Origin of the sequence: Rhodococcus sp. 05-340-2 (genome assembly GCF_002258915.1) — a bacterium.
Classification (GTDB): Bacteria; Actinomycetota; Actinomycetes; order Mycobacteriales; family Mycobacteriaceae; genus Rhodococcoides.
This window is the reverse complement of the sequence record NZ_NOYU01000017.1, coordinates 146300-166890: the sequence shown is the minus strand read 5'-3', so window position 1 is coordinate 166890 and position 20591 is coordinate 146300. Positions and strand designations below refer to the sequence as shown.

General features: G+C 64.0%; 20 protein-coding genes. 6 read left to right on the top strand and 14 right to left on the bottom strand.

Annotation, left to right across the window (positions count from 1 at the left end; all coding sequences use genetic code 11):
- Positions 1 to 40: 40 nt before the first annotated feature.
- Both CH271_RS10460 and CH271_RS10455 read right to left on the bottom strand, forming a co-directional pair.
- A complete protein-coding gene (locus CH271_RS10460) occupies positions 41 to 1186 on the bottom strand; it encodes an NAD(P)/FAD-dependent oxidoreductase (RefSeq protein ID WP_179274764.1) in 1146 nt (381 codons plus the stop codon).
- Positions 1183 to 1518 carry a bifunctional 3-phenylpropionate/cinnamic acid dioxygenase ferredoxin subunit gene (locus CH271_RS10455; protein ID WP_197477884.1) on the bottom strand — a complete coding sequence of 112 codons (336 nt, stop codon included), beginning with the start codon at positions 1516 to 1518 and terminating at the stop codon, positions 1183 to 1185. Before CH271_RS10455 ends, CH271_RS10460 begins: the two co-directional genes overlap by 4 nt.
- Before the next feature lie 177 nt (positions 1519 to 1695).
- Between CH271_RS10455 and CH271_RS10450 the strand changes: the two genes are divergently transcribed.
- The 3 genes from CH271_RS10450 to CH271_RS10440 are packed head-to-tail and all read left to right on the top strand — an operon-like array spanning position 1696 to position 6429.
- Positions 1696 to 4128: a GcvT family protein gene (locus tag CH271_RS10450; protein WP_094633506.1), complete on the top strand. Its 2433-nt coding sequence runs from the start codon at positions 1696 to 1698 to the stop codon at positions 4126 to 4128.
- A 1-nt stretch (position 4129) separates the two neighbouring features.
- Positions 4130 to 5281 (top strand): N-methyl-L-tryptophan oxidase, encoded by a 1152-nt coding sequence (solA, locus tag CH271_RS10445; RefSeq protein ID WP_094633505.1) that lies wholly within the window; start codon positions 4130 to 4132, stop codon positions 5279 to 5281.
- Complete coding sequence (locus tag CH271_RS10440; protein ID WP_094633504.1) at positions 5278 to 6429, top strand: aromatic ring-hydroxylating oxygenase subunit alpha; 1152 nt, start codon at positions 5278 to 5280, stop codon at positions 6427 to 6429. Before solA ends, CH271_RS10440 begins: the two co-directional genes overlap by 4 nt.
- Here CH271_RS10440 and CH271_RS10435 read toward each other — a convergent pair.
- Genes CH271_RS10435 through CH271_RS10425 form a run of 3 tightly spaced genes read right to left on the bottom strand, consistent with a single transcriptional unit; the run spans position 6403 to position 8204 of the window.
- The gene (locus CH271_RS10435; RefSeq protein ID WP_094633529.1) at positions 6403 to 7164 is read right to left on the bottom strand and encodes an IclR family transcriptional regulator; all 762 of its coding nucleotides are present in this window, start codon (positions 7162 to 7164) and stop codon (positions 6403 to 6405) included. The genes CH271_RS10440 and CH271_RS10435 overlap by 27 nt on opposite strands.
- Positions 7165 to 7182: 18 nt before the next feature.
- On the bottom strand, positions 7183 to 7494 hold the full coding sequence (locus tag CH271_RS10430; RefSeq protein WP_037195442.1) for an AzlD domain-containing protein: 312 nt from the start codon (positions 7492 to 7494) through the stop codon (positions 7183 to 7185).
- Positions 7491 to 8204, bottom strand: a complete 714-nt coding sequence (locus CH271_RS10425) for an AzlC family ABC transporter permease (protein WP_094633503.1) — start codon at positions 8202 to 8204, stop codon at positions 7491 to 7493. The genes CH271_RS10430 and CH271_RS10425 overlap by 4 nt, the downstream gene beginning before the upstream one ends.
- Positions 8205 to 8270: 66 nt before the next feature.
- Here CH271_RS10425 and CH271_RS10420 point away from each other — a divergent pair, with 66 nt between their 5' ends.
- Positions 8271 to 8828 (top strand): helix-turn-helix domain-containing protein, encoded by a 558-nt coding sequence (locus CH271_RS10420; protein WP_094633502.1) that lies wholly within the window; start codon positions 8271 to 8273, stop codon positions 8826 to 8828.
- Positions 8829 to 8995: 167 nt separating this feature from the next.
- Complete coding sequence (locus CH271_RS10415; protein WP_094633501.1) at positions 8996 to 9823, top strand: SDR family oxidoreductase; 828 nt, start codon at positions 8996 to 8998, stop codon at positions 9821 to 9823.
- Positions 9824 to 9908: 85 nt separating this feature from the next.
- Here CH271_RS10415 and CH271_RS10410 read toward each other — a convergent pair whose 3' ends face one another.
- The 6 genes from CH271_RS10410 to CH271_RS10385 form a co-directional block, all read right to left on the bottom strand.
- Positions 9909 to 10517, bottom strand: coding sequence for a response regulator transcription factor (locus tag CH271_RS10410; RefSeq protein WP_094633500.1), 609 nt, complete (start codon positions 10515 to 10517; stop codon positions 9909 to 9911).
- Positions 10514 to 11659, bottom strand: coding sequence for a sensor histidine kinase (locus CH271_RS10405; RefSeq protein WP_094633499.1), 1146 nt, complete (start codon positions 11657 to 11659; stop codon positions 10514 to 10516). The genes CH271_RS10410 and CH271_RS10405 overlap by 4 nt, the downstream gene beginning before the upstream one ends.
- A gap of 72 nt (positions 11660 to 11731) precedes the next feature.
- Positions 11732 to 12514: an ABC transporter permease gene (locus tag CH271_RS10400; RefSeq protein ID WP_094633498.1), complete on the bottom strand. Its 783-nt coding sequence runs from the start codon at positions 12512 to 12514 to the stop codon at positions 11732 to 11734.
- Between the two features lie 9 nt (positions 12515 to 12523).
- Positions 12524 to 13471: an ABC transporter ATP-binding protein gene (locus tag CH271_RS10395; protein ID WP_094633497.1), complete on the bottom strand. Its 948-nt coding sequence runs from the start codon at positions 13469 to 13471 to the stop codon at positions 12524 to 12526.
- Between the two features lie 473 nt (positions 13472 to 13944).
- Positions 13945 to 14331 (bottom strand): hypothetical protein, encoded by a 387-nt coding sequence (locus tag CH271_RS10390; RefSeq protein ID WP_094633496.1) that lies wholly within the window; start codon positions 14329 to 14331, stop codon positions 13945 to 13947.
- Positions 14332 to 14358: 27 nt separating this feature from the next.
- Positions 14359 to 14889, bottom strand: coding sequence for a DUF3558 domain-containing protein (locus CH271_RS10385; protein WP_256986347.1), 531 nt, complete (start codon positions 14887 to 14889; stop codon positions 14359 to 14361).
- Positions 14890 to 15367: 478 nt separating this feature from the next.
- Here CH271_RS10385 and CH271_RS10380 point away from each other — a divergent pair, with 478 nt between their 5' ends.
- On the top strand, positions 15368 to 16627 hold the full coding sequence (locus tag CH271_RS10380; RefSeq protein WP_256986346.1) for a reverse transcriptase family protein: 1260 nt from the start codon (positions 15368 to 15370) through the stop codon (positions 16625 to 16627).
- Between the two features lie 5 nt (positions 16628 to 16632).
- Here CH271_RS10380 and CH271_RS10375 read toward each other — a convergent pair whose 3' ends face one another.
- The 3 genes from CH271_RS10375 to CH271_RS10365 are packed head-to-tail and all read right to left on the bottom strand — an operon-like array spanning position 16633 to position 20590.
- On the bottom strand, positions 16633 to 18765 hold the full coding sequence (locus CH271_RS10375) for an alpha-galactosidase (protein ID WP_256986345.1): 2133 nt from the start codon (positions 18763 to 18765) through the stop codon (positions 16633 to 16635).
- On the bottom strand, positions 18762 to 19691 hold the full coding sequence (locus CH271_RS10370; RefSeq protein ID WP_094633494.1) for a carbohydrate ABC transporter permease: 930 nt from the start codon (positions 19689 to 19691) through the stop codon (positions 18762 to 18764). Before CH271_RS10370 ends, CH271_RS10375 begins: the two co-directional genes overlap by 4 nt.
- Positions 19691 to 20590: a carbohydrate ABC transporter permease gene (locus tag CH271_RS10365; protein WP_094633493.1), complete on the bottom strand. Its 900-nt coding sequence runs from the start codon at positions 20588 to 20590 to the stop codon at positions 19691 to 19693. Before CH271_RS10365 ends, CH271_RS10370 begins: the two co-directional genes overlap by 1 nt.
- Position 20591 lies beyond the last annotated feature (1 nt).

Sequence of the window (20591 nt, the reverse complement as noted above, 5' to 3'; positions counted from 1 at the left end):
GGGGTGAGCGGCGGCGGGGTGGGAGGGAAATTGTGGACGCTCAGGTCACCAGGTTCGCGGTATCGACCACCTGGCGGCGCCATTTGCCGAATGATCGCGGCGAGGAGACCGCGAGCACGGCGACGGGGTGATCATCGCGTCGGTAGATCGCGACGAAGGGTCCGGTGGCGGGGTCGCCCTCGACTATGTCGGCTACGCAGTCGGGTCCGTGATGTCCGGCGAATTGGATTCGTGCGGCGTATTGGTCCGACCACACGTACGGCAGTCCGGTGAATCTCTTGGACCCACCGGTGAGGAGCGCTTCGACGGCGACGGCAGGTCGGGTGGCGGCGGAGGTCCAGTGTTCGTCGCGTCGAATCACCCCGGTGGCATCTCGCACCGCAGCGCAGTCACCGACGGCGACGACAGCCGGGTTCGCGGTGATACCGCGCTGATCGGTCACCACTCCGCCGTGGATTTCCAAGCCGGATCCGTCGAGCCAGCCGACGTTCGGCATCGAGCCGACGCCGAGGACGACCACGTCGGACTCGATCATTGAACCGTCCGCCAATTCCACCGCACGCACCCGGCCCGCGTCGACGACGAATCCGGCCACCGATACTCCGGTCAGTAGTGTCGCACCGGCGTTCCGATGCCACCCGGCGATCAGTGAGCCCAGCTCACTACCGAACACGCGGGCAAGCGGTGTCTTCGAGGCCTCGACAACTGTCACCGACGCGCCCAGTCCCACTGCAGTGGAGGCTACTTCGCTACCGATGAACCCGGCTCCGACCACCGTGACCCGAACTCCCGACGACAGCGAAGACCGCAGTGCACGGGCATCGTCCAGGCTGCGGAGCACATGAATCCCGTCGACGCCGATGGTCCCCGGCAGGCGGACGGCGGATGCACCCGTTGCGACCACCACCGCATCGGCACCGATGTCCCCTGATGTGGTCGAGACCGTGGTCCCCGACAGGCCGGTCGCCACGCAACCCAGCCGCCAGTCGACATCGAGGCCGTCGATGTCGAGGGGCAGTGCGGATTCGTCCCCGAGCAGAAAGCTCTTGGACAGCGGCGGCCGGTCGTACGGCAGGTGCACTTCGTCGCCGATCATCGTGATTCGGCCGTCGAAGCCCTGATCGCGCAGTGCCCGCGCCGCGGCCACTCCTGCGAGCGAGGCCCCGACCACGGTCACCGATTTCACGGGGTAACCGCGATGCGGATGACCCCGTCCTCGACGTGTACGGCGTGCGTTCGCACCGGAACCTTGGCGGGCGCGCCGAGTGCAGCACCGGTGCGGAGATCGAAACATGCTGTGTGCAAGGGGCATTCGACGGCGCAGCCTTCGACCCAGCCCTCGGACAGTGAGGCGTCCTGGTGGGTGCAGGTGTCGTCGATGGCGAAGAACTCACCTTCGACGTTGAAGATCGCGATCGGCGGTGCTCCGGCCGGGGTGACGCGTAAGGCCTCGCCGTCGGGGAGATCCTCGGCGCGACCGACGTCGAGCAGGACGCGGGTGGAGAACGTTGCGGTCATGGTCGGGCCTCCGGGGACCTGAGGGTGTGCAGTGCTCGTGTTGTACCCAGCGTGAGATCACCCCGTTGCGGCGGTGGAACGCTCGAGTTTCGATCGTGTGAATCTGTTGCGCTATACGAAGTGCAGTTCGTATTGTGCAACTAAATCAACTCGACGTACACCCCCTAGGAGCGTGTCATGTCCTCGAGCATCCCGAGGGTTGTGATCGTCGGTGCCGGAATCGTCGGCTGCAGCCTCGCCGACGAACTCACCGCTCGTGGCTGGACGGACGTGACAGTCCTGGACAAGGGCCCACTCCCGCTCACCGGAGGCTCCACCTCGCATGCGCCGGGCCTGGTGTTCGCCACCAATTCGTCCCGATCGATGTCGCGCTTCGCGGCCTACACGGCCTCCAAGTTCAAGAGCCTCGACTGCTTTCTCGACGTCGGTGGCCTCGAGGTGGCGACGACGCCCGAGCGCGTCGACGAGCTGCATCGACGCCACGGCTTCGCGTCGTCCTGGGGCCTGACATCGGAAGTGGTCGACGCCGAGCGATGCCTCGAGCTCTACCCCCTGCTCGATCGCGGCCGCATACTCGCCGGTCTGCACACCCCCGACGACGGGCTGGCCAAGGCCGTGAAGGCCAGCGCGACGCAGGCCGAGCAAGCCACCGCCCGCGGTGCGCGCTTCATCGGCGGCATGGACGTCACGTCGATCGACCAGAGCAGCGGCCGAGTGACGGCCGTGCGGGCGGGCGAGCACACGTTCGAGGCCGACATCGTCGTCTGCTGCGCCGGATTCTGGGGGCCGGAGCTGGGTGACCTCCTCGGCATGCGGGTACCCCTGCAGCCGCTGGCGCATCAGTACGCGCATACGTCCGAGTTGGACCTGCCGTCGCGTCGAGCGCGTACCGAAGCGATTCTGCCCATTCTGCGCCATCAGGATGAGCGGCTCTACTACCGCGAACACGGCGATCACCTGGGAATCGGCTCGTATCACCACCGTCCCATGCCCGTCGATTCCCGCGACCTGGGTTCCAGTGAGAACGTGACCGCACAGAACATGCCGTCGTCGATGCCGTTCACCGAGAACGATTTCGCCGACGCCTGGCAACGCAGCACCGAGCTCCTTCCCACTCTCGGAGGAGCGAAGATTCAGCACGCGTTCAACGGCATCTTCTCCTTCACCCCGGACGGCGCGCCGATCGTCGGTGAATCACGAGAAGTGCAGGGCCTGTGGGTTTCCGAGGCGATCTGGGTGACGCATTCTGCCGGTGTGGCGAAATCGCTTGCCGAGCAGATGATCACCGGTCACAGCGAGATCGACATGCACGAGTGCGACCTCTACCGATTCGAGAAGACCGACCTGGTGCCGTCGAACGTGGCACGCACCAGTGCGCAGAACTTCGTCGAGGTGTACGACATCATCCATCCACTGCAGCCCAAGGTGGAACCGCGACCGCTCCGCGTCAGCCCGTTCTACGGTCGTCAGCAGGAGCTCGGCGCGATGTTCCTCGACGGTGCCGGGTGGGAGCGACCGCACTGGTACGAAGCCAACAGTGTTCTGCTCGAACAACTTCCGGAACAGTGGCAGGCACCCAAACGGGAGCCGTGGTCGGCGAAATTCTGGTCACCGATCAGCGCCGTCGAGGCCTGGCGCACTCGCGAAGCCGTCGCGATGTACGACATGACCCCGCTCCGACGCCTCGAGGTCGGCGGGCCCGGCGCGCTGGCACTGCTGCAGAAATTGACGACCAACCAGCTCGACAAGAAGGTCGGAAGCGTCACCTACGCACTGATGCTCGACGAGACCGGCGGTGTTCGCAGCGACGTGACCGTCGCGCGGGTGGCCGAGGATCGATTCCAGGTGGGAGTGAACGGTCCGCTCGACGAAGACTGGATGCTGCGCCATGCCGGCAGTGATGTGTACGTTCGCGACATCACCGGTGCCACCGCCTGTATCGGTCTGTGGGGACCGTTGGCGCGGGAGGTACTGGCTCCGCTCACCTCGGCAGACATCTCGCATACCGGTCTGAAGTACTTCAACGGCAGGACCATTCACGTCGGCGGGGTCGACGTCCTGGCGCTGCGACTGTCGTACGTGGGCGAGCTCGGCTGGGAGCTGTACACCGATGCCGATACCGCACTGCGCCTGTGGGACACCCTGTGGGACGCCGGGCAGGCGCACGGCGTGGTCGCAGCGGGGCGCAGTGCGTTCAACAGTCTCCGGATCGAGAAGGGCTACCGGTCGTGGGGCACCGACATGACCACCGAACACGATCCGTATCAAGCGGGTCTCGGGTTCGCGGTGCGAAAAGCCAAGGGCGACTTCGTCGGAGCCTCGGCATTGCAGGAGGGAGGCGACGGACCGGTGTTGACCTGCCTGACGTTGGACGACCCGTCGCACGTGGTGATGGGCAAGGAACCGGTCTTGATCGACGGCACCGTGGCTGGCTACGTCACCAGTGCCGCCTACGGCTACACGATCGGCAAAACGGTGGCCTACGCCTGGCTACCGGCAGGGTTGCAACCCGGCGAACACGTTGCAGTGCAGTACTTCCGTGACCTACTACCCGCGACGGTCATGGCCGAACCGCTGGTGGATCCCGATATGAACAAGATCAGGTGTTGATATGACCTATGACGTGATCGTCCTCGGTATCGGCGGCATGGGAAGCGCCGCCGCCTGTCACCTCGCCCGACGCGGACAGCGGGTGCTGGGTATCGACCAGTTCGGACCCGCGCATGCGCTCGGATCGAGTCACGGTGGCTCCCGCATCTACCGTCAGTCGTACTTCGAGGACCCGGCCTACGTACCGTTGCTCCTGCGCGCGTACGAACTGTGGCACGACCTCGCCTCGGACAGTGGGCGGGACGTGTTCACCGAAACCGGTGGCCTCTACGTGGGACGGCCGGACGGGCTCACGTTCGGTGGAAGTCTGTTGGCATCGGAGAAGTGGGGTCTGAAGCACGACGTACTCGACCCTGCCGAGGCGCAGCGGCGCTTCCCGACGGTACGGCTGCAGCCCGACGAGTTCGCACTCTTCGAGGAGAAGGCGGGCATCGCGCGACCCGAGACGACGGTCGCCGCGCATCTCGATCTCGCCGAGGCTGCGGGTGCCGAACTGCGCTACGACGAAAAGGTGCTCGGTTGGGAATCCACCGACTCCTCGGTGACCGTGACCACGGTGGCCGGCACCTACACCGCTGGTGCACTGGTCATTTCACCGGGAGCGTGGGCGCCGAAGCTGCTGGCCGAGATCGGCGTACCGATGGTGGTCGAACGGCAGGTGATGCACTGGATCACCCCGGAGTCGGGCGAAGCGGCCTTCGACAGCTCGCACCACCCCGTCTACATCTGCGGGGACGGGCCGGATCAGATCTACGGCTTTCCGGCCATCGACGGGGAGGGCGGAGGCGTGAAGATCTCGTTCTTCCGCGCCGGAACGCCGTGCGATCCCGACACCATCGATCGCACAGTGCATCCCGAGGAGATCGCTCGGTTGCAGCAGCGCATCGTCACCACGTTTCCTGCGCTGTCCGGGCCACACCTGGACGCCAGGACGTGCATGTACACCACGACGCCCGACGAGCACTTCGTTGTCGCCAAGCACCCGGACCACGCGAATGTGACGGTGGCGTGCGGGTTCTCGGGGCACGGCTTCAAGTTCGTTCCGGTGATCGGAGAAGTCCTCGCGGACCTCGCGATCGACGGCGAGACGAAGCATCCGATCGCGCTGTTCGATCCCGGCCGATCGAGTGCCGACCAGGTGGTGTCGGCATGACGATGCTGGAGCCGGAGTTGGATCCCGAGCCGACCTTGCTTCCCACGTTGGCAGGTGACACCTACGTCGATCCGGCATATTTCGTCCGCGAGCAGGAGCAGATCTTCGAGCAGATGTGGTTCTGTGCCATCAGATCGGACGACATCGGAGAACCCGGAGAATTCCGCACGGTTCAGGTCGGTCGAGAGTCGATTCTGATCAGCCGCAATCGGAAGGGCGGTGTGACCGCGTTCTTCAACATCTGTCGACACCGCGGCGCGACACTGTGCACCGAGGCGTCGGGCACGGTGCGTCGAAACTTTCAATGTCCCTATCACGCATGGACGTACGATCTCGACGGCAAGCTGATCGCAGCTCCGAACCTGATCGATATGCCGATGATCGATCGGGTGGAGTACGGGCTCCGTAAGGTGCACGTCCACGAATGGCTCGGGTATGTCTGGGTGTGCGTGGCCGAGGAGGCTCCGTCCTTTGAGGAGACGGTGCAGGGCGACGTTCGCGAACGGCTCGGGGGTGTGGGTGCCATCGATTCGTACGACATGGAGTCACTCGCCCTCGGGCGTCGCATCGTCTACGACGTCAAGGCCAACTGGAAGCTCATCGTCGAGAACTTCATGGAGTGCTATCACTGCGCGACGATTCACCCCGAGCTCACCGAGGTGCTGCCGGAGTTCGCCGACGGTATGGCCGCGCAGACGTACGTGGGCCACGGGGCCGAATTCGGCAGCGACATAGCCGGATTCACCGTCGACGGCTCCCACGGATTCGACGCCCTGGACGGGGTGGGCGAGGATCGCGATCGCCGCTACTACGCGATCACGATCAGGCCGACGGTGTTCGTCAACCTGGTTCCCGATCACGTCATCATCCATCGGATGTTCCCGATGTCCGCGGATCGGACGGTCGTCGAATGCGATTGGCTCTATGCCCCTGCGGTGGTGGCAGATCCGCACAGTGCGGCGACGATGGACAAGTCGGTGGAGCTGTTCCATCGCGTCAACGAGCAGGATTTCGAGGCGTGCGAGCGGTGTCAGCCGGCGATGTCGTCACGGATGTATCGCGACGGCGGCGTTCTGGTGCCCGCCGAGCATCACATCAGGGCATTCCAGGACTGGGTCGGATCACGCGTGACCGGACCATCCCAATAGCGTCGAAACGCGCTGCGCAGCATCGAGAACGGATACCCCCGCCGACGTCAGGCGGTCCTCGTCCAGTCGATAGGCGGGACCCGAGACGGTGATCGCACCCACCGCGGAACCGTCGTAGCTCAGGATCGTGGCCGCCGTCGCGTTGAGTCCGATCTCCAACTCCTCGCGTGCGTAGGCGATTCCGGTGGCACGGACCGTCTCGATCTCGTCGAGCAGATCGGCCTTGGTGGTGATGGTGTTCGCGGTGAACAGTTCGAGATGACCGTCGACGCCGGCCTTCAGGAGCGAGTCGTCGTACGCCATCAGGGCTTTCCCGCTCGACGTTGCATGCAGAGCCGACCTCTCACCGAGCCAGTTGTGACTGATGATCGACGAGCCGCCCCGGACCTGATCGATGTTGACGGTCACGTTGCCGTCGGGCACAGCGATGTTGACGGTCTCGCCGATGGTGTCGGCGAGTTCCTGCAGGATCGGTCGGGCGATGCGGGTGATGTCGAGTTGAGCGGATACGGACGACGCGAGGCGGATCAGGCCGATGCCGAGGCGATACTTGCCGCGCTCACCGGGTTGCTCGACGAGTCTGCGAAATTCCAGTGCGCTGAGCAGGCGAAAAGCCGTGGACTTGTGCACCTCGAGGTGCGCCGCAACGTCCTGTACGCCGGATTCACCGTGGTCGGCAAGGTATTCGAGCACCTCGATCGCGCGGTCGACGGACTGGACAGGGGACTCGGACACCAACCCAGTCTTGCAGACTCAGCTGACGCCGACCCATCGAAGTCCCGCAGTAGTGGCAGCTGCGGCGAGAACGATGACGACGAACGGCGCTCGTCGCCAGGCCAGTACAGCGGCAACAGCGACTCCTGCGGGCAACGCGAATCCAGCGAAGTCCTTGCCCACGAGGAGGCTCGATGTGGCTACCAATGCCACGAAGATGACGGCGACGGCAGTGGTCATCACCTTGTCGATGCGAGGTGAGATGGTGACTCGGGTTCGGAGTGCCGGGCCGGCGATGCGGAGCGCGTAGGTGCCGATGACCAGTGCGAGTAGGGGAATCGTGAGGTTCATGCGGATTCCTTCTGTGCGACAGGAGCATTGGAGAGCATGGCAGGTACGACGGCAATCAGTGCCAGGAGCACGGGAAGTCCGCTGGGCAGGAACATCGATGCGACGAGCGCAATGCAGGCTCCGACGAGGGCTGCGTTGCGGGTGGCCCGGTCTCGGAGTGCAGGCATGATCAGTCCCAGCAGGATCGCCGGGAATGCGGCATCGAGACCGAGTGCGGCGGTATCGGTGATCGCGCCGCCGCCGAGCGTGCCGATCACGACGCCGATGTTCCAGGTGACGAACAGTCCGATCCCGCACAGCCAGAATGCTGTTCGACGGTTGCCCTCGTCCTTTTCGGCAACGCTGAAGGCCACTGCCTCGTCGGTGATGAGGTGAGTTCCGAGTAGCCGCTTCAACGGCGAGACGTTGCGAAACACCTCACCGATGGAGAAGCCGAGCGGAACCAGTCGGATGTTGGCGAGCAACGCGCTGGCGACGGCGGCAACGGGATTTCCGCCGGCCGCCAGAATGCCGACGAAGATGAACTGCGAGGACCCGGCGAAGACCACAAGTGACATCACGACCGGTAGCCACAACGGCAGGTCAGCGGCCACGGAGATCGCACCGAACGACGCACCGACCAGGGCGTCGGCCAGGCAGACCAACGCGATGTCGCGGATGTTGACCCCGCCGAAGCTCGTAACCCTGAGGGTTCGCCATGTCGAACGCATGGTCGTTATAGTGGACGATGTTAAGCTGTTCGTCAAATCAAACGTATGTACCGATGGAGTGAACGAATGGCGGATACCGGTCCACCGATCGCGGCGATCGCTGCTGCTCTCCAGCAGGAACGACGCCGCGTCGGCCTGTCTCTGGCGGAAGTCGCGCGCCGAGCCGGCATTGCCAAATCGACTCTGTCGCAACTGGAATCGGGCACCGGAAATCCGAGTCTCGAGACCCTCTGGGCGCTCAGCGTCACCCTCGACGTGCCGTTCTCCAGACTGGTCGAACCCGCGAAGCAGTCGGTCCGCCTGATCCGTGCGGGGGAGGGGCCGAGATTCGCGTCGGACAGGGCGGACTACACGGCGACGCTGCTGGCGTCGTCTCCACCGAACGCTCGACGGGACATCTATCTGATCAGCGCGGACGTCGGTGAACCGAGGCGCTCGGACCCGCACTCGCCCGGAGTCGTCGAACATGTGGTGCTCAGCGCCGGGCGGGCCATGGTGGGGCCGATGGGTGAGGCCGTCGAACTGTCTGCGGGTGACTACGTTGCCTACCCCGGCGATGTGCCGCACATCTTCGAGGCGCTCGAGCCGAACACCATGGCAGTGATGATCACCGAACACAGCTGACGTGCGGGGAATAGTCAGCGAGGGCACCTCGTTGGACTCTTTCGACGGCGTTCGCTTGGCAAGCCCCGGGCCTCACCCCATTTGTCGCTTCGAGCGACCACTCGCCGAGAGGCGTTTGCAGCGGACGTCGTCCCTACTTTTGTCCGTGTAGCGAAGGGACGAGATTCATGGCAGCCAAAACGTGGTTCATCACCGGCACCTCCAAGGGGTTCGGCCGCGAGTGGGCGATCGCAGCCCTCGAACGTGGCGACCGGGTCGCAGGCACTGCTCGCAACACCGACACTCTGAAGGATCTCGTGGAGCAGTACGGCGACGCGATCCTGCCGATCGAGCTCGACGTCAACGATCGCGCGGCCGACTTCGCGGCCGTGCAGCAGGCCTACGACAAGTTCGGCTCACTCGACATCGTCATCAATAACGCCGGATACGGCCAGTTCGGCATGATCGAGGAGATCTCCGAGGAGGACGCCCGCGCGCAGATCGAGACCAACGTCTTCGGAGCGCTGTGGGTCACGCAGGCGGCGCTACCGTTCATGCGTGAGCAGGGGAGTGGCCACATCTTGCAGGTGTCGTCCATCGGCGGAATCTCCGCATTCCCGAATGTCGGTGCGTACCACGCCTCCAAGTGGGCTCTCGAGGGCTTCAGTCAGGCATTGGCGCAGGAGGTCGAGGACTTCGGTATCCACGTGACGCTCATCGAGCCGGGTGGGTTCTCCACCGACTGGTCCGGCCCGTCTGCGAAGAAGTCCACCGATATCGCCGCCTACGATCCGGTCAGGGACAAGGCAGCGAAGCTGCGCAGCGCCCGGCAGGCAACTCCTGGTGATCCGAGCGCAACACGGTCGGCACTGCTCAAGGTCATCGACGCCGAAAAGCCGCCACTGCGAGTCTTTTTCGGCGACGCACCGCTGCAGATCGCGACGAAGGACTACGAGTCGCGATTGGCCAACTGGCGCGAATGGCAGCCCGTGGCCGTCGAGGCACACGGAGGCTGATCGTTCAGCCGACCTGAGGGTTCACGATCGCATCCGATCGGCGACTTCCCGCGCATCGAGGTCGATCGTGAACCACCGGGTACGCCTACAGCCACCCGTTTTCGCGTGCGGACTTTATTGCCTCGAGTCGGCTGCTTGCGTCCAACTTGGTGATGATGCTCGAGAGATAATTGCGCACCGTTCCGGGGCTGAGAAACAAGCGTTCGCCGATCTGCTTGGTGGACAACCCTTGATCGACGAGCCTCAACACGTCGAGTTCGCGCTCTCGCAAGGGATTCGGCCCCGCCCGCAATGCTTCGGCAGCCAAGGCCGGATCGATGACGGTGTGTTTCGAGAACACCGCCTTGATACCGGCGAAAAGGTGCACCGCGTCCGTGCTCTTGAGGAGATACCCGTTCGCTCCAGCGGCCAATGCATCGTGCACATGCCCGCTGCCGGGTAGGGCAGTCAGCAGCAGCACCGGGGTGCGATCATTCATTGCTCGAAGGGCGGCCGTAGCCTGGATACCCGTCATACCGGGCATGTCGATGTCCATCAGGACTAGGTCCGGTCGCAGTCGACTTACGGCATCGCATACTTCGTCTCCTCGGGACACTCGTCCGACCACCTCGATGTCCGGGTCGGTCGACAGCAGCACCTCGAAGGCTTCGGCCAGTAGAGCGACGTCCTCGGCGAGCAACACGGTGATCGTCATACGTCTGCCTTTGCCCTCGGGATGGTGGCCACGACTCGAAACTCGGTACCCGCTGACGTCTTGCCGGCTGTGAATCTGCCTCCGACGTCCTCGACCTGACGGGTCAGTGCAGCGATCCCGGTTCCCGTACCTGCGTCGGTCTCCTCACGTGTGACGCCGTCGTTGGTGAACTCGAAGACGTCGGAGTCCTTCTCAGCGGTGACTCGAACGGTGCACCTGCGCGGGTGAGCATGCTTGAGCATGTTGGTCGACGATTCGCGTACGACGGCGGCGAAGATGCGGTCCACGTCGCTGCCCGGCGGGGCTTCCACCGAGGTGAGGCAGTCGATGCCCAGCCGGGCACACATCGCTTGGACGGCTGCCAGCTCCGACGCGAAGTCGTCGAGGATGGGTCCGCTGGTAATCCTCCTGAGATCGGCCTGACCATTGTTGAGAACGTCGTGCACGTGCCCGAGCTGCTCGCGCGCCTTCTCCGGCTGGTTCTCGAACATCTGAAGTGCAGCCTGATTGCGTAGCTGCGCGGTCACCAGAGTGCGGCCGATGACGTCATGCAAATCCCGCGAAATCCTATGGCGCTCAGCATCGACGAGCAGCCGGGCAACCTGTTCACGTGATGCACGCAAAGCGTCGAGTGCCAGTGCAAGTTCGGTGAGTACGATCAGCACCACAGTCGTACACGTGTTGAACAACGTGATTCCGAACGCCTCTAGGGGCTCAGCGCGGTCCACGCCGACAGTGACAACGGTCGCAATGACGAACACACCGCCGACGACGGCTGGTGCCCAGCGCCCACGTACCAAGGTCGCCGCGATCGCCACCGACATCGCGCTCATCTCCCAGACCTCGGAAAGCGGGACGAGGACGATGCCGAGCGGAATCGCGATCCATGCCGCCACCGTCAGCCGTGAATCGACGCGTCCCAGTACCGACATGCGTTGTGCCAGCACCAGGATGACCGCAATGAAGACGACCATCGCTGCGGACAGGAGAGCAAGCCCGTATCCGATGCTTTCCCGGTGATCGAACACCGTTGTCAGTGAAATGAACGTGAACAACGCGACGACGAACCAACTCGCAATGAACGCGACCAACGCGCTGGGGAACCGCTCGTCGCGTCGGGCATCGGTTTTCTGCGTGGTCACTGCGTCACTTTCTCCGGGTGAGGAACCCACACTATCGACGACGCCCAGGCGCTGGGCAACCGTGACCGTGTGTCACTGGCGCCCGGTTGCCCCAGCGAATCGTCGGACGGCGGCGAAGGAGAATCCGAAGAACCAGGCCGCGACGTTGATGAGCGCACCAGCCAGTGAGGCGTGAGATCCGTCGAGGTTGTAGCCGTCGGTCAGTGCGTACCGTGCCAGTGTCGCCACACCATAGAGTGGTGTCACCTGTGCGACTGCGAGCATGCCGCCCGAGAGCGGGATGAAGATGTTGCCCAGGAAGGCGAGGCCGGTCATGACGACGCCAGGAACGTGGGTGACGACCTCGGGTGGCAGCAGCATTCCCAGCACAAGGCCGAGAGCGGAGAAGATGGCAGATCCGATCCAGGCCACGACGAGGCCGGTGATCCAGACGATCGCGTCGGCGCGGGCTCCGGTGAGTGCTCCGAGGACGCCGACCACGATGACCGGGATGGCCGCGTACACCTGGCAGGCAATGATGCGCGATGCGACGTAGCCGCCGGCACCCAAGGGCGACAGGCGAATTGTCCGCAGCCAGCCGTTGGCCTTCTCGTTCGAGATGCCCGCGGCCCGCGAGATGGTGCCGATAGACGCACCGTAGACGGCGATTCCGATCATCATCCAGGCCTGAAAGTTGCCGTGCGGCAGATCGACTCCGGCGCTGGGTTCCACGACGCGGAACAGGGCGAGGTAGAGCACGGCGGGCAGCGCGACGGTGAAGATCAGATTCTGTGGGGTGATCTGCCTGCGGATGTCGTGCAGTACGAACGTGGGGTGTAGTCCGCGGCGGGGGCGTAGTGAGGTCGTAGTGGTCATCGGATGTCCTCAGTTCTGGTGAGTGCGGTCGGTCAGCGCCGAAAATGCTTCGTCGAGTGAGGCCGACACGATCGCGATATCTGTCGCGGAGGTCGAGGTGCTCAGTGCGCGCACCACGGGGTCGGTATCGGTGCACACGAAGCGGAACCGGCCGTTGGCGAGTTCCTGCAGTCGCGAGCCGGTCTGCCCTGCAACGTATTCGGCCTCGGTGCGTGGCAAGTTGGCGTCGACGGTCCGATTGGAGACGGTGGCCTCGATCTGAGCCACCGTGCCGTCGGCGACGATGGCGCCGTCGACGATGACGACGATTCGATCGGCGAAGTCCTGTGCCTCTTCGAGGTAGTGGGTCGCGAACATGACCGTGGTGCCGTTCGCGGCCTGGGCGCGCATCGCCTGCCAGAAGTGTTTGCGGGCAGTGACATCCATGCCGGCGGTCGGCTCGTCGAGCAGTAGTAGTTCGGGGTTGGACAGAAGCGCGAGGGCGAACCGAACCTTCTGCTGTTCGCCACCAGAGCATTTCGATACACGTCGATTCACCAGATCACCGAGTCCGGCGCGGGTGATCGCCGCAGCAGGATCGGCACCGATGTACAGAGAGCCCATCATCGCGACCAGTGCGCCGACAGTGACGTCCGGCAACAGTCCACCGGACTGCAGTACCGCGGCGCCGCGTCCTGTCGACGCGGCGGTCAGCGGATCGGTGCCGAGCACCTCGATGGTGCCGCCGTCCGGTTCGGTGAGTCCGAGGATCATGTCGATCGTCGTGCTCTTGCCTGCGCCGTTCGGCCCGAGAAACGCCACAACATGCCCGCGGGGAATCGAGAGGTTCAACTCGCGAACGGCGCGGAACTTCGAGCCCGTGGAGTCGCTGAACGACTTGTGGACGCCGGTGGCGTGTACCGCGAGTGCTGTCTCGGTACCCACAGCCTCGGTGCGAGTCGAATTCTGCGTGATCATCTGCGATTCCCTTCGCCCTTCGTCATCGGATCTTCAGCCGTGTTTTTCGGCGACGCATCAGACTCTTCACGCGGGCGAAAGGCAAGGTCAACGCGAAATGGCACGTCGTTTCGGCCGTCACGACGAACTGTTGACAACTGTCACGTGCAATGACGGACAAGGTGTCACGTAGGTGCCCCGATGCTGGGATTCACGCGTGGTTGCTGGGATTCACGCCCTCGGCGGTAATGCACACCGCGTGCGCGGGGCGTGAATGCCCGCGGGGGGGGCGTGGATTGTCTCTGTCGGTCGAATCGTGGGCGGGTCGATTGGTTCCGCGTGCGCGCGAGGAGGAGCCCTGGGGGCCTGATCGTCGACGACTGCGAGGGCCACGATCGCGTGGCCGAGCTCGAACGAGCGCATTTGATACTGGGTGGACCGAGGTGTTCGTGGGTCCGATGGTGCGCCGAACCGAACTATCGAAAAGTGTTGCGCTAGCTTCCCGGAGCGACTGCGGTGATGTTCGCAGACGTCTGGGTGTCGGTTGCCTCGGCCTCGTCGAAGTAGCGACGAAAGAGCATCCGCATCGATTCGATGACGTCGATGTGCTGCTGAAGAATGATGTCGAGAGACCGATCCGTGCCGGTGGCTTTCGCGAGGAACTTGGCTTGCAAATCCTGGGCAGACTTGAGGTCGCCCCAGGACTTGACTTCGGTCAACTGGGTTGCTCGAGCTTGCATCCTGGCGAGGTGTACGAGGTAGGCAGCGCATGCCGCGTCGCACTTCGCGGCAACGTCGGGGGGAATGGTGATGGTGCCGGCGTCGGCTTGGGCGTTGAGATCTTGCCAGTGTGCGATGAGGTTTGGCCTGGCTTCGGTCACGACTTCTGCATCTCTCGGTCGGTGGATTCAGCTGGGGAGTTCCGAGTCGAGCCCTGCGACCAGAGAGTTCAGCTCCGTGCACGGGGCGTACAGCGGGTTTTTGACCAACGCACTGGTAACGATCGTGGCTCTGATCAGTTCAGGCCCGGCCGCGAAGGCGACACCGCAGTTTCGGGACGCGTCAGCAGACAGTTGTTGGTACTGGGTGGCGTCACGCGTGCCCACTCGAACAGGTTGGAGGCGGTCGAAGTAGCTCGGATCGTCTATGTAATCGATGCTCTCCAGTCCGACGAATATCGAGAAGGTGTACTCGCTGCTCGGAGGTTGCGTCTCCCAGCTGCAAATCTTGAATCCATTCTGATCCCGGCCGAACACCCCCGACTCCTTCGTCTCCACGTTCAGTCCCGCTTGCTCGATGGCCTCGTCGGGGATGGTGCATGGGTCCCACGGCGTCGGCGCTGAGGGCGTTGTACTTGCCGTCGCGCTCGATGTCGCGCCGGCAAGGGCGTCGCCATCGGTGGTGCTCGAGCAGCCCGCGGCCAGCAGAATTACCGCCATCGCCGGCATCCATCGTCGTGCCCTGCGCATTGCCTCACCCATTTCTCGCGAACGTCTACGTCCTTGGACGCGGCGGAGCCCGTGATGGTTCCACTTCCTGCGCTTCGAACCTGGGCGTTCAGAATCGCAGTCGATCGGCGGGTAGTTGCGCGCGGTGGACGATAGTGAACCATCAGGTGCGGCCATGGTTCTCAGACTTCATGGGCGCAGTCGAATCGATTCTGCCGTGACGGTCCCGCGGGCAAGGCGCTGACAGATCTGCTTCCCTTTGGCATGGTGGAGGGATGCAGCGGCGCGTGGGCGAGAGTTGGTCCATGGGACCGCTCTCAGGGGTAACCCCTGGGTACATCACGAGAATCGAGCACTGCGTCCGAAGCAGCTCGGCACGCTACGCGTGCTTGGCAGCTCCGAGGACGAAAGATTTCGGTCGCCCCGCGCCGTTGCATGTCAGGTTGCCGCGTGTGAACGGTCAGTTCTTGTGAGCGAACGGGAACTGACGCCCAGGGCCGCTGCGACACTGGCTCGGTTGGCGGCAGATGCCGAGTGGACGCGATCAGGCCTCGAGGTCGCGTTCGCGCGTCTCACGCCTGAAAAGGCGTCGTGGTTGGCCGATCGCATCATCAACCTGTATCCGAGTCCGCCGTTCGACGAGGCATCGATTTTCGTTCTGTTGCGCGACCTTCCGTTCATCTCGGAGCCCTCCGCGTCCTCGCAGCGACCGGGGGCGCGTACCGGCCACAAACCCTGGCGATTCGAGGTGCCGCGGTACGAAACGACCGGTCAGCTGGCTCGATCTCTCGACCTGACGATCTCCGAAATCGAATGGTTCGCCGACCTGCAGGGCCGGCTACGTACTGCGCCGTTCCCGTTGCAGCACTACCGATCTGCGCGACTCGACAAGCGGCAGGGCATTCGGCTGTTGGAGGTGCCCAAGCCGAGGTTGCGCGAGATCCAACGAAAGATACTGCGCCGCATACTCGATCGCATCCCGGCTCACCCGGCTGCACACGGCTTTCGGAAGGCCCGCAGCCCGCGGACGTTTGCGATCCCGCATGCCGAACGCGATGTGGTGGTCTCGGTAGATCTCCGACGCTTCTTTCCGTCCATCGGGTTCGACCGAGTGGTCGCGATCTTCGAGACGGTCGGCTATCCCAGGAAGGTCGCGGCTAATCTCGCCGCGCTCTGCACGACGGTCACCCCTGCCGGCGAATTGGTCGGTGTGGACCGTCCCACCGCGGCGCGGCTTCGCGCCACCCACCTGCCGCAGGGCGCGCCCACGTCTCCTGCGTTGGCCAATCTCGCTGCACGACAACTCGATATCCGAGCCACCGGACTGGCCCGATCTGTCGGAGCCCGCTACAGCCGATACGCAGACGACCTGGCGTTCTCCGGTGGTGCAGACATCGACGTCGACAGACTGCTGTGGCTGATCTCCCAGATCGCGCACGATGAGGGCTTCACGATTCATCCCGACAAGACTCGGGTCAGGCGCGCTCATCAGCGACAACAGCTGACCGGGCTTGTCGTCAACTCGTGGCCGGCAGTGCCCCGAGAGGAGTACGACACTCTCCGGGCACTGCTGCACAACTGCATCACGACCGGCGGAGCCCAGCAGAATCGGCACGACCACAACGACTTCCGAGCCCACGTCTACGGTCGCATCGCGCGAATCGGCGAGACCAACGACACGCGTCGAGCAAAGCTACTGAACATGGCGTCCCAGGTGAACTGGGACTGAGCCCCTCAGGCAGCTCGCACCCGCAGCAACACACCCGTCTGCGGGAACAGCACCGGTAGTGCCACGCCCGCCTGCGCCAACATCGAACCCGACAGCTCGACAACTCCACCGTCGGCGATCCATTGCGGTAGTTCGATGCCGTTGCCCAGGTCGCTGAGCTCACGCACGAATTCGACGCGGTACCGAACATGTGGATCCAGACCAGGGAGGCGGACCCGATCGGTGCGATCCTCGGGCGAGGTGTCCATCCGCACTACCGAATACGCGGCCTCCGACAGATCCGCTGCGACGACGCCGTGCACCCAGACGCTCGGGTCGGGATGGTCGGCGCGTACTACGTCGCCGGTGTGCAGTAGCCCGCGCAGTTCCTTGTACAGCGCAGTCCACGACCTCAGGTATTCGTGGTCCTCGGACGAGAGCTCGGTGACGTCCATCTCCAACCCTGCGTGGCCGAACAGTGACGTCAGGCAACGGAACTGGAGAGTGGACCATCGACCCGACGTATGCGCGATCTGCGGCCCGACGTGCGAGCCGATCAGCTCCGGCGGCAGCAGCTGCGTCGTCCACCGTTGCAAGCGTTGACGTTCGAGTGGATCGTTGGTGTCCGACGCCCACACCCGGTCGGTGTGTTCGAGGACCTCGAGGTCGATGCGCGCACCACCGGAAGCACAGGACTCGAACTCGACGTTCGGATGTCGGGACCGAAGCTCGTCCAGCAACCGGTAGAACGCCGAGGTCTGAGCATGCACCGCAGCGCGGCCGTCGGAATCGACGGCCAGCATCAGGTCCCGGTTGTGATCCCACTTCACGTAGTCCGGTCGCTCGGTCGCCAAGACCGCATCGATCGACGAGAGCAGGTACTCGAACACATCAGGACGGGTCAGATCCAGCACGTGCTGGTGACGCCATTCGAGGGGCACTCGTCCGGGTGCCGCGAGCAGCCAATCCGGATGAGCCCGAGCGATATCGGAATCCAGGTTGACCATCTCGGGCTCGAACCACAGCCCTGGACTCATACCGAGTTCGCGGACGTGATCGAACAGCGGTGCCAGCCCGTCGGGCCATACGCCCTCGTCCACCTGCCAGTCGCCGAGACCGGCTCGATCGTCGCGTCGGTGCCGGAACCAGCCGTCGTCGAGAACGAATCGTTCGACGCCCACGTGCGCGGCGACGTCCGCGATCCCGCGAAGCCGTGCGAGATCGTGGTCGAAGTAGACGCCTTCCCATACGTTCAACACCACCGGCCGCGGCGAGGTGGGATGTGAGGGTCGAGATCGCAACCATCGGTGCAGCGACTGGGCGGAACCGTCGAGTCCTGCAGCGGAATAGACGAAGTGCACCCACGGACTCGTGTAGGTATCGCCGTCCTGCAATACCACCTCGCCGGGCGCGAGCAGCTCACCGCCACCCAGCACGCCCGAGGCCTGACCGGCCCGCTCCGGTAGGCGCTCGGCCAGATGCAGGTGATCACCGCTCCAGGCGACATGCGCACCCCACACCTCGCCGCTGCGAAAGCCGAAGCCTTCACTGCCGGCGGTTAGGACGAGGGTGGCGTCGTGCCCGGTGCGTCCGCGGCGAGAGGCGCGCACGGTCGAGCCGTGGTCGAACCGTCGTCGCTGTGGGGTGCGTTCGCGGCAATGCCGTCCTGTCAGGTCGAGCAGTTCGGTTGCGTTGTCCGGCAACGGCATCAGGGTCACGACGCCGTCGACGGTCAAGGGTCCGCCGGAGATGTTCCGGACACTCTGCCGAACTCGCAGTGATCCACCGACCTCGAGTGACAACTCGATGGACCACGCAATTCCCAACTCGGAGTCGGACGCCTGCACCGCACAATCGAATTCACCGGAGCGAACGGTGACGTCGGCCCACCGCGGGTATTGGACGGTGCCGGAGCGGTGCAGTGCCAGAGCCGGTGTTCCCTGCCAGGCGTCGTCGCCACCGGGCGCGAGGGTGAGCCACCGCGGAACGTCGACGCTCGAATGCGGAACGGCGGGGATCGCGGCTCTTCGCAGCTCGGTGAGGTCGTTCTCGGACAGTTCGCCCAGATCGGTACCCCAGTGCAGCACAGCCGGAACGGCGGTGGACGACGGCCCGAGGATCACCATGACACCGTCACGGCGAAGGACGGAAAAACTCACTTGTTGGCACCCATCGTCAGACCGGACACGAAATGGCGTTGCAGCGCAACGAATACGAGCACTGTCGGTAGAGCCACCAGCACCGAACCCGCGGCGAGGAGATTGGTGTCGGTGAAGAAGCTACCCTGCAGATTCTGCAGCGCCGTCGTCACCGGGAGTTTGTCCCCGCTCACCATCAGAGCCAGAGCCCAGAAGAAGTCGTTGTAGATCCACGTCACCATCAGTGTGGCGAGAGCGGCCAACGCGGGGCGGCACAGCGGCATCACCACCTGCCAGTACTGGCGGAACAGGCTCGCACCGTCGACGGTGGCGGCTTCGAGCAGTTCGTGCGGAACGGTTTTCATGTAGTTGCTCAGCACGAACACGCAGAATCCCGTCTGGAATGCGACGTGCACGATGATCAGGCCCCAGTAGCTGTCGTACAGCGAACCGGAGGAGCTCATCCAGTAGGGAACGGGAATTGCGTTGTACAGGCGGAAGAGTGGCGTGAGCAGTGTCTGCTGGGGCAGCAGGTTGCCTGCGATGAACACCGCGAGCATGAAGATGTTGAACTTCCAGCTGAATCTCGCCAGGATGAACGCCGCCATCGAGCCGAAGAACAGGATGAGCAGCACCGACGGCACGGTGATGATCAGCGAGTTGAAGAAGTAGTGCGGGATCCCGCCGATCTGCCACGAGTCGATGTAGTTGCTCAGCGTGTAGCCGCCGACGGACAGGTATCCGTTGAGCAGCACGTAGTCGTAGTCGCGGAACGAGTTGTACACCGCCCACACGAGCGGGAACATCCAGACGAGCGCCATGACGGTCAGGAGCACGTACATCGCGATCTGGGCGGTGCCTGCGCGCCGACGGTTGGCGACGGCGGCGCGGTTGCGGGTCAGCGGATCGCGCTCGGGAGGCGCTGGGCGGGTGAGTGAAGTGGTCATCAGTCTTTGCTCCGAAGAACGATGGCGAGGTACAGGGCGATGAAGACGAGAGAGATGAGAAGCATGACGGTCGCGAGGGCCGAGCCGAAGCCGATGCGGCCTGCTTCACCGACGACGTTGGCCGTGACCAACGCCGATATCAGTTCCAATCCGTTTCTGCCCCTGTTGATCACCCACACCAGGTCGAAGGCGCGCAGTGCCTCGATGACGGTGATGACGACGATGAGCAGATTGGTGTTCTTCATCAGCGGAAAGATGACGCTGAAGAACGTCCGAACAGGCCCGGCCCCGTCCATCAACGCGGCTTCGCGGACGGACGGATCGATGGCCTTGAGGCCGGCCAAGTACAACAGCATGATGTAGCCGGTATGACGCCACCCGGCCGCGACCATCACGGCCCAGATGTTGATGTCCGGATCGCCGAGCCAGTCGACGTCGGTACCGAGCAGGCTGTTGAGGACGCCACCCTCGGTGGAGTAGATGAGCTGCCAGATGAAACCGATGAGGGCCATCGACAGCACCACGGGAATGTAGAAGATGCTCTGGTAGAGCCGAGATCCCTTGAGGTTCTTGTCCAGAAGGATCGCCAGCAGGATGCCGATGACGGTGGGGACGAGGAACAGGAACGCCAACCAGAGCAGGTTGTTGTGCAGAGCCTGTTGGAACGGTGGGTACGCCTCGACGGCATCCACGTAGTTCCGAGTGCCGATCCACTCGATGCTCGACGTTCCGCCGATGCCGTCCCAGCGGGCGAACGACAGGATGACCGTGAAGATCGTCGGAATCCAGACGAGACCGATGACGATCAGCGCGGGAACTCCGAGCATGAGCGCGATGGTCCACTTCTCGCGAACACTGCGCCGAACCTTCGGCGACTTGACCCGTTCGGGTGCGGTCATG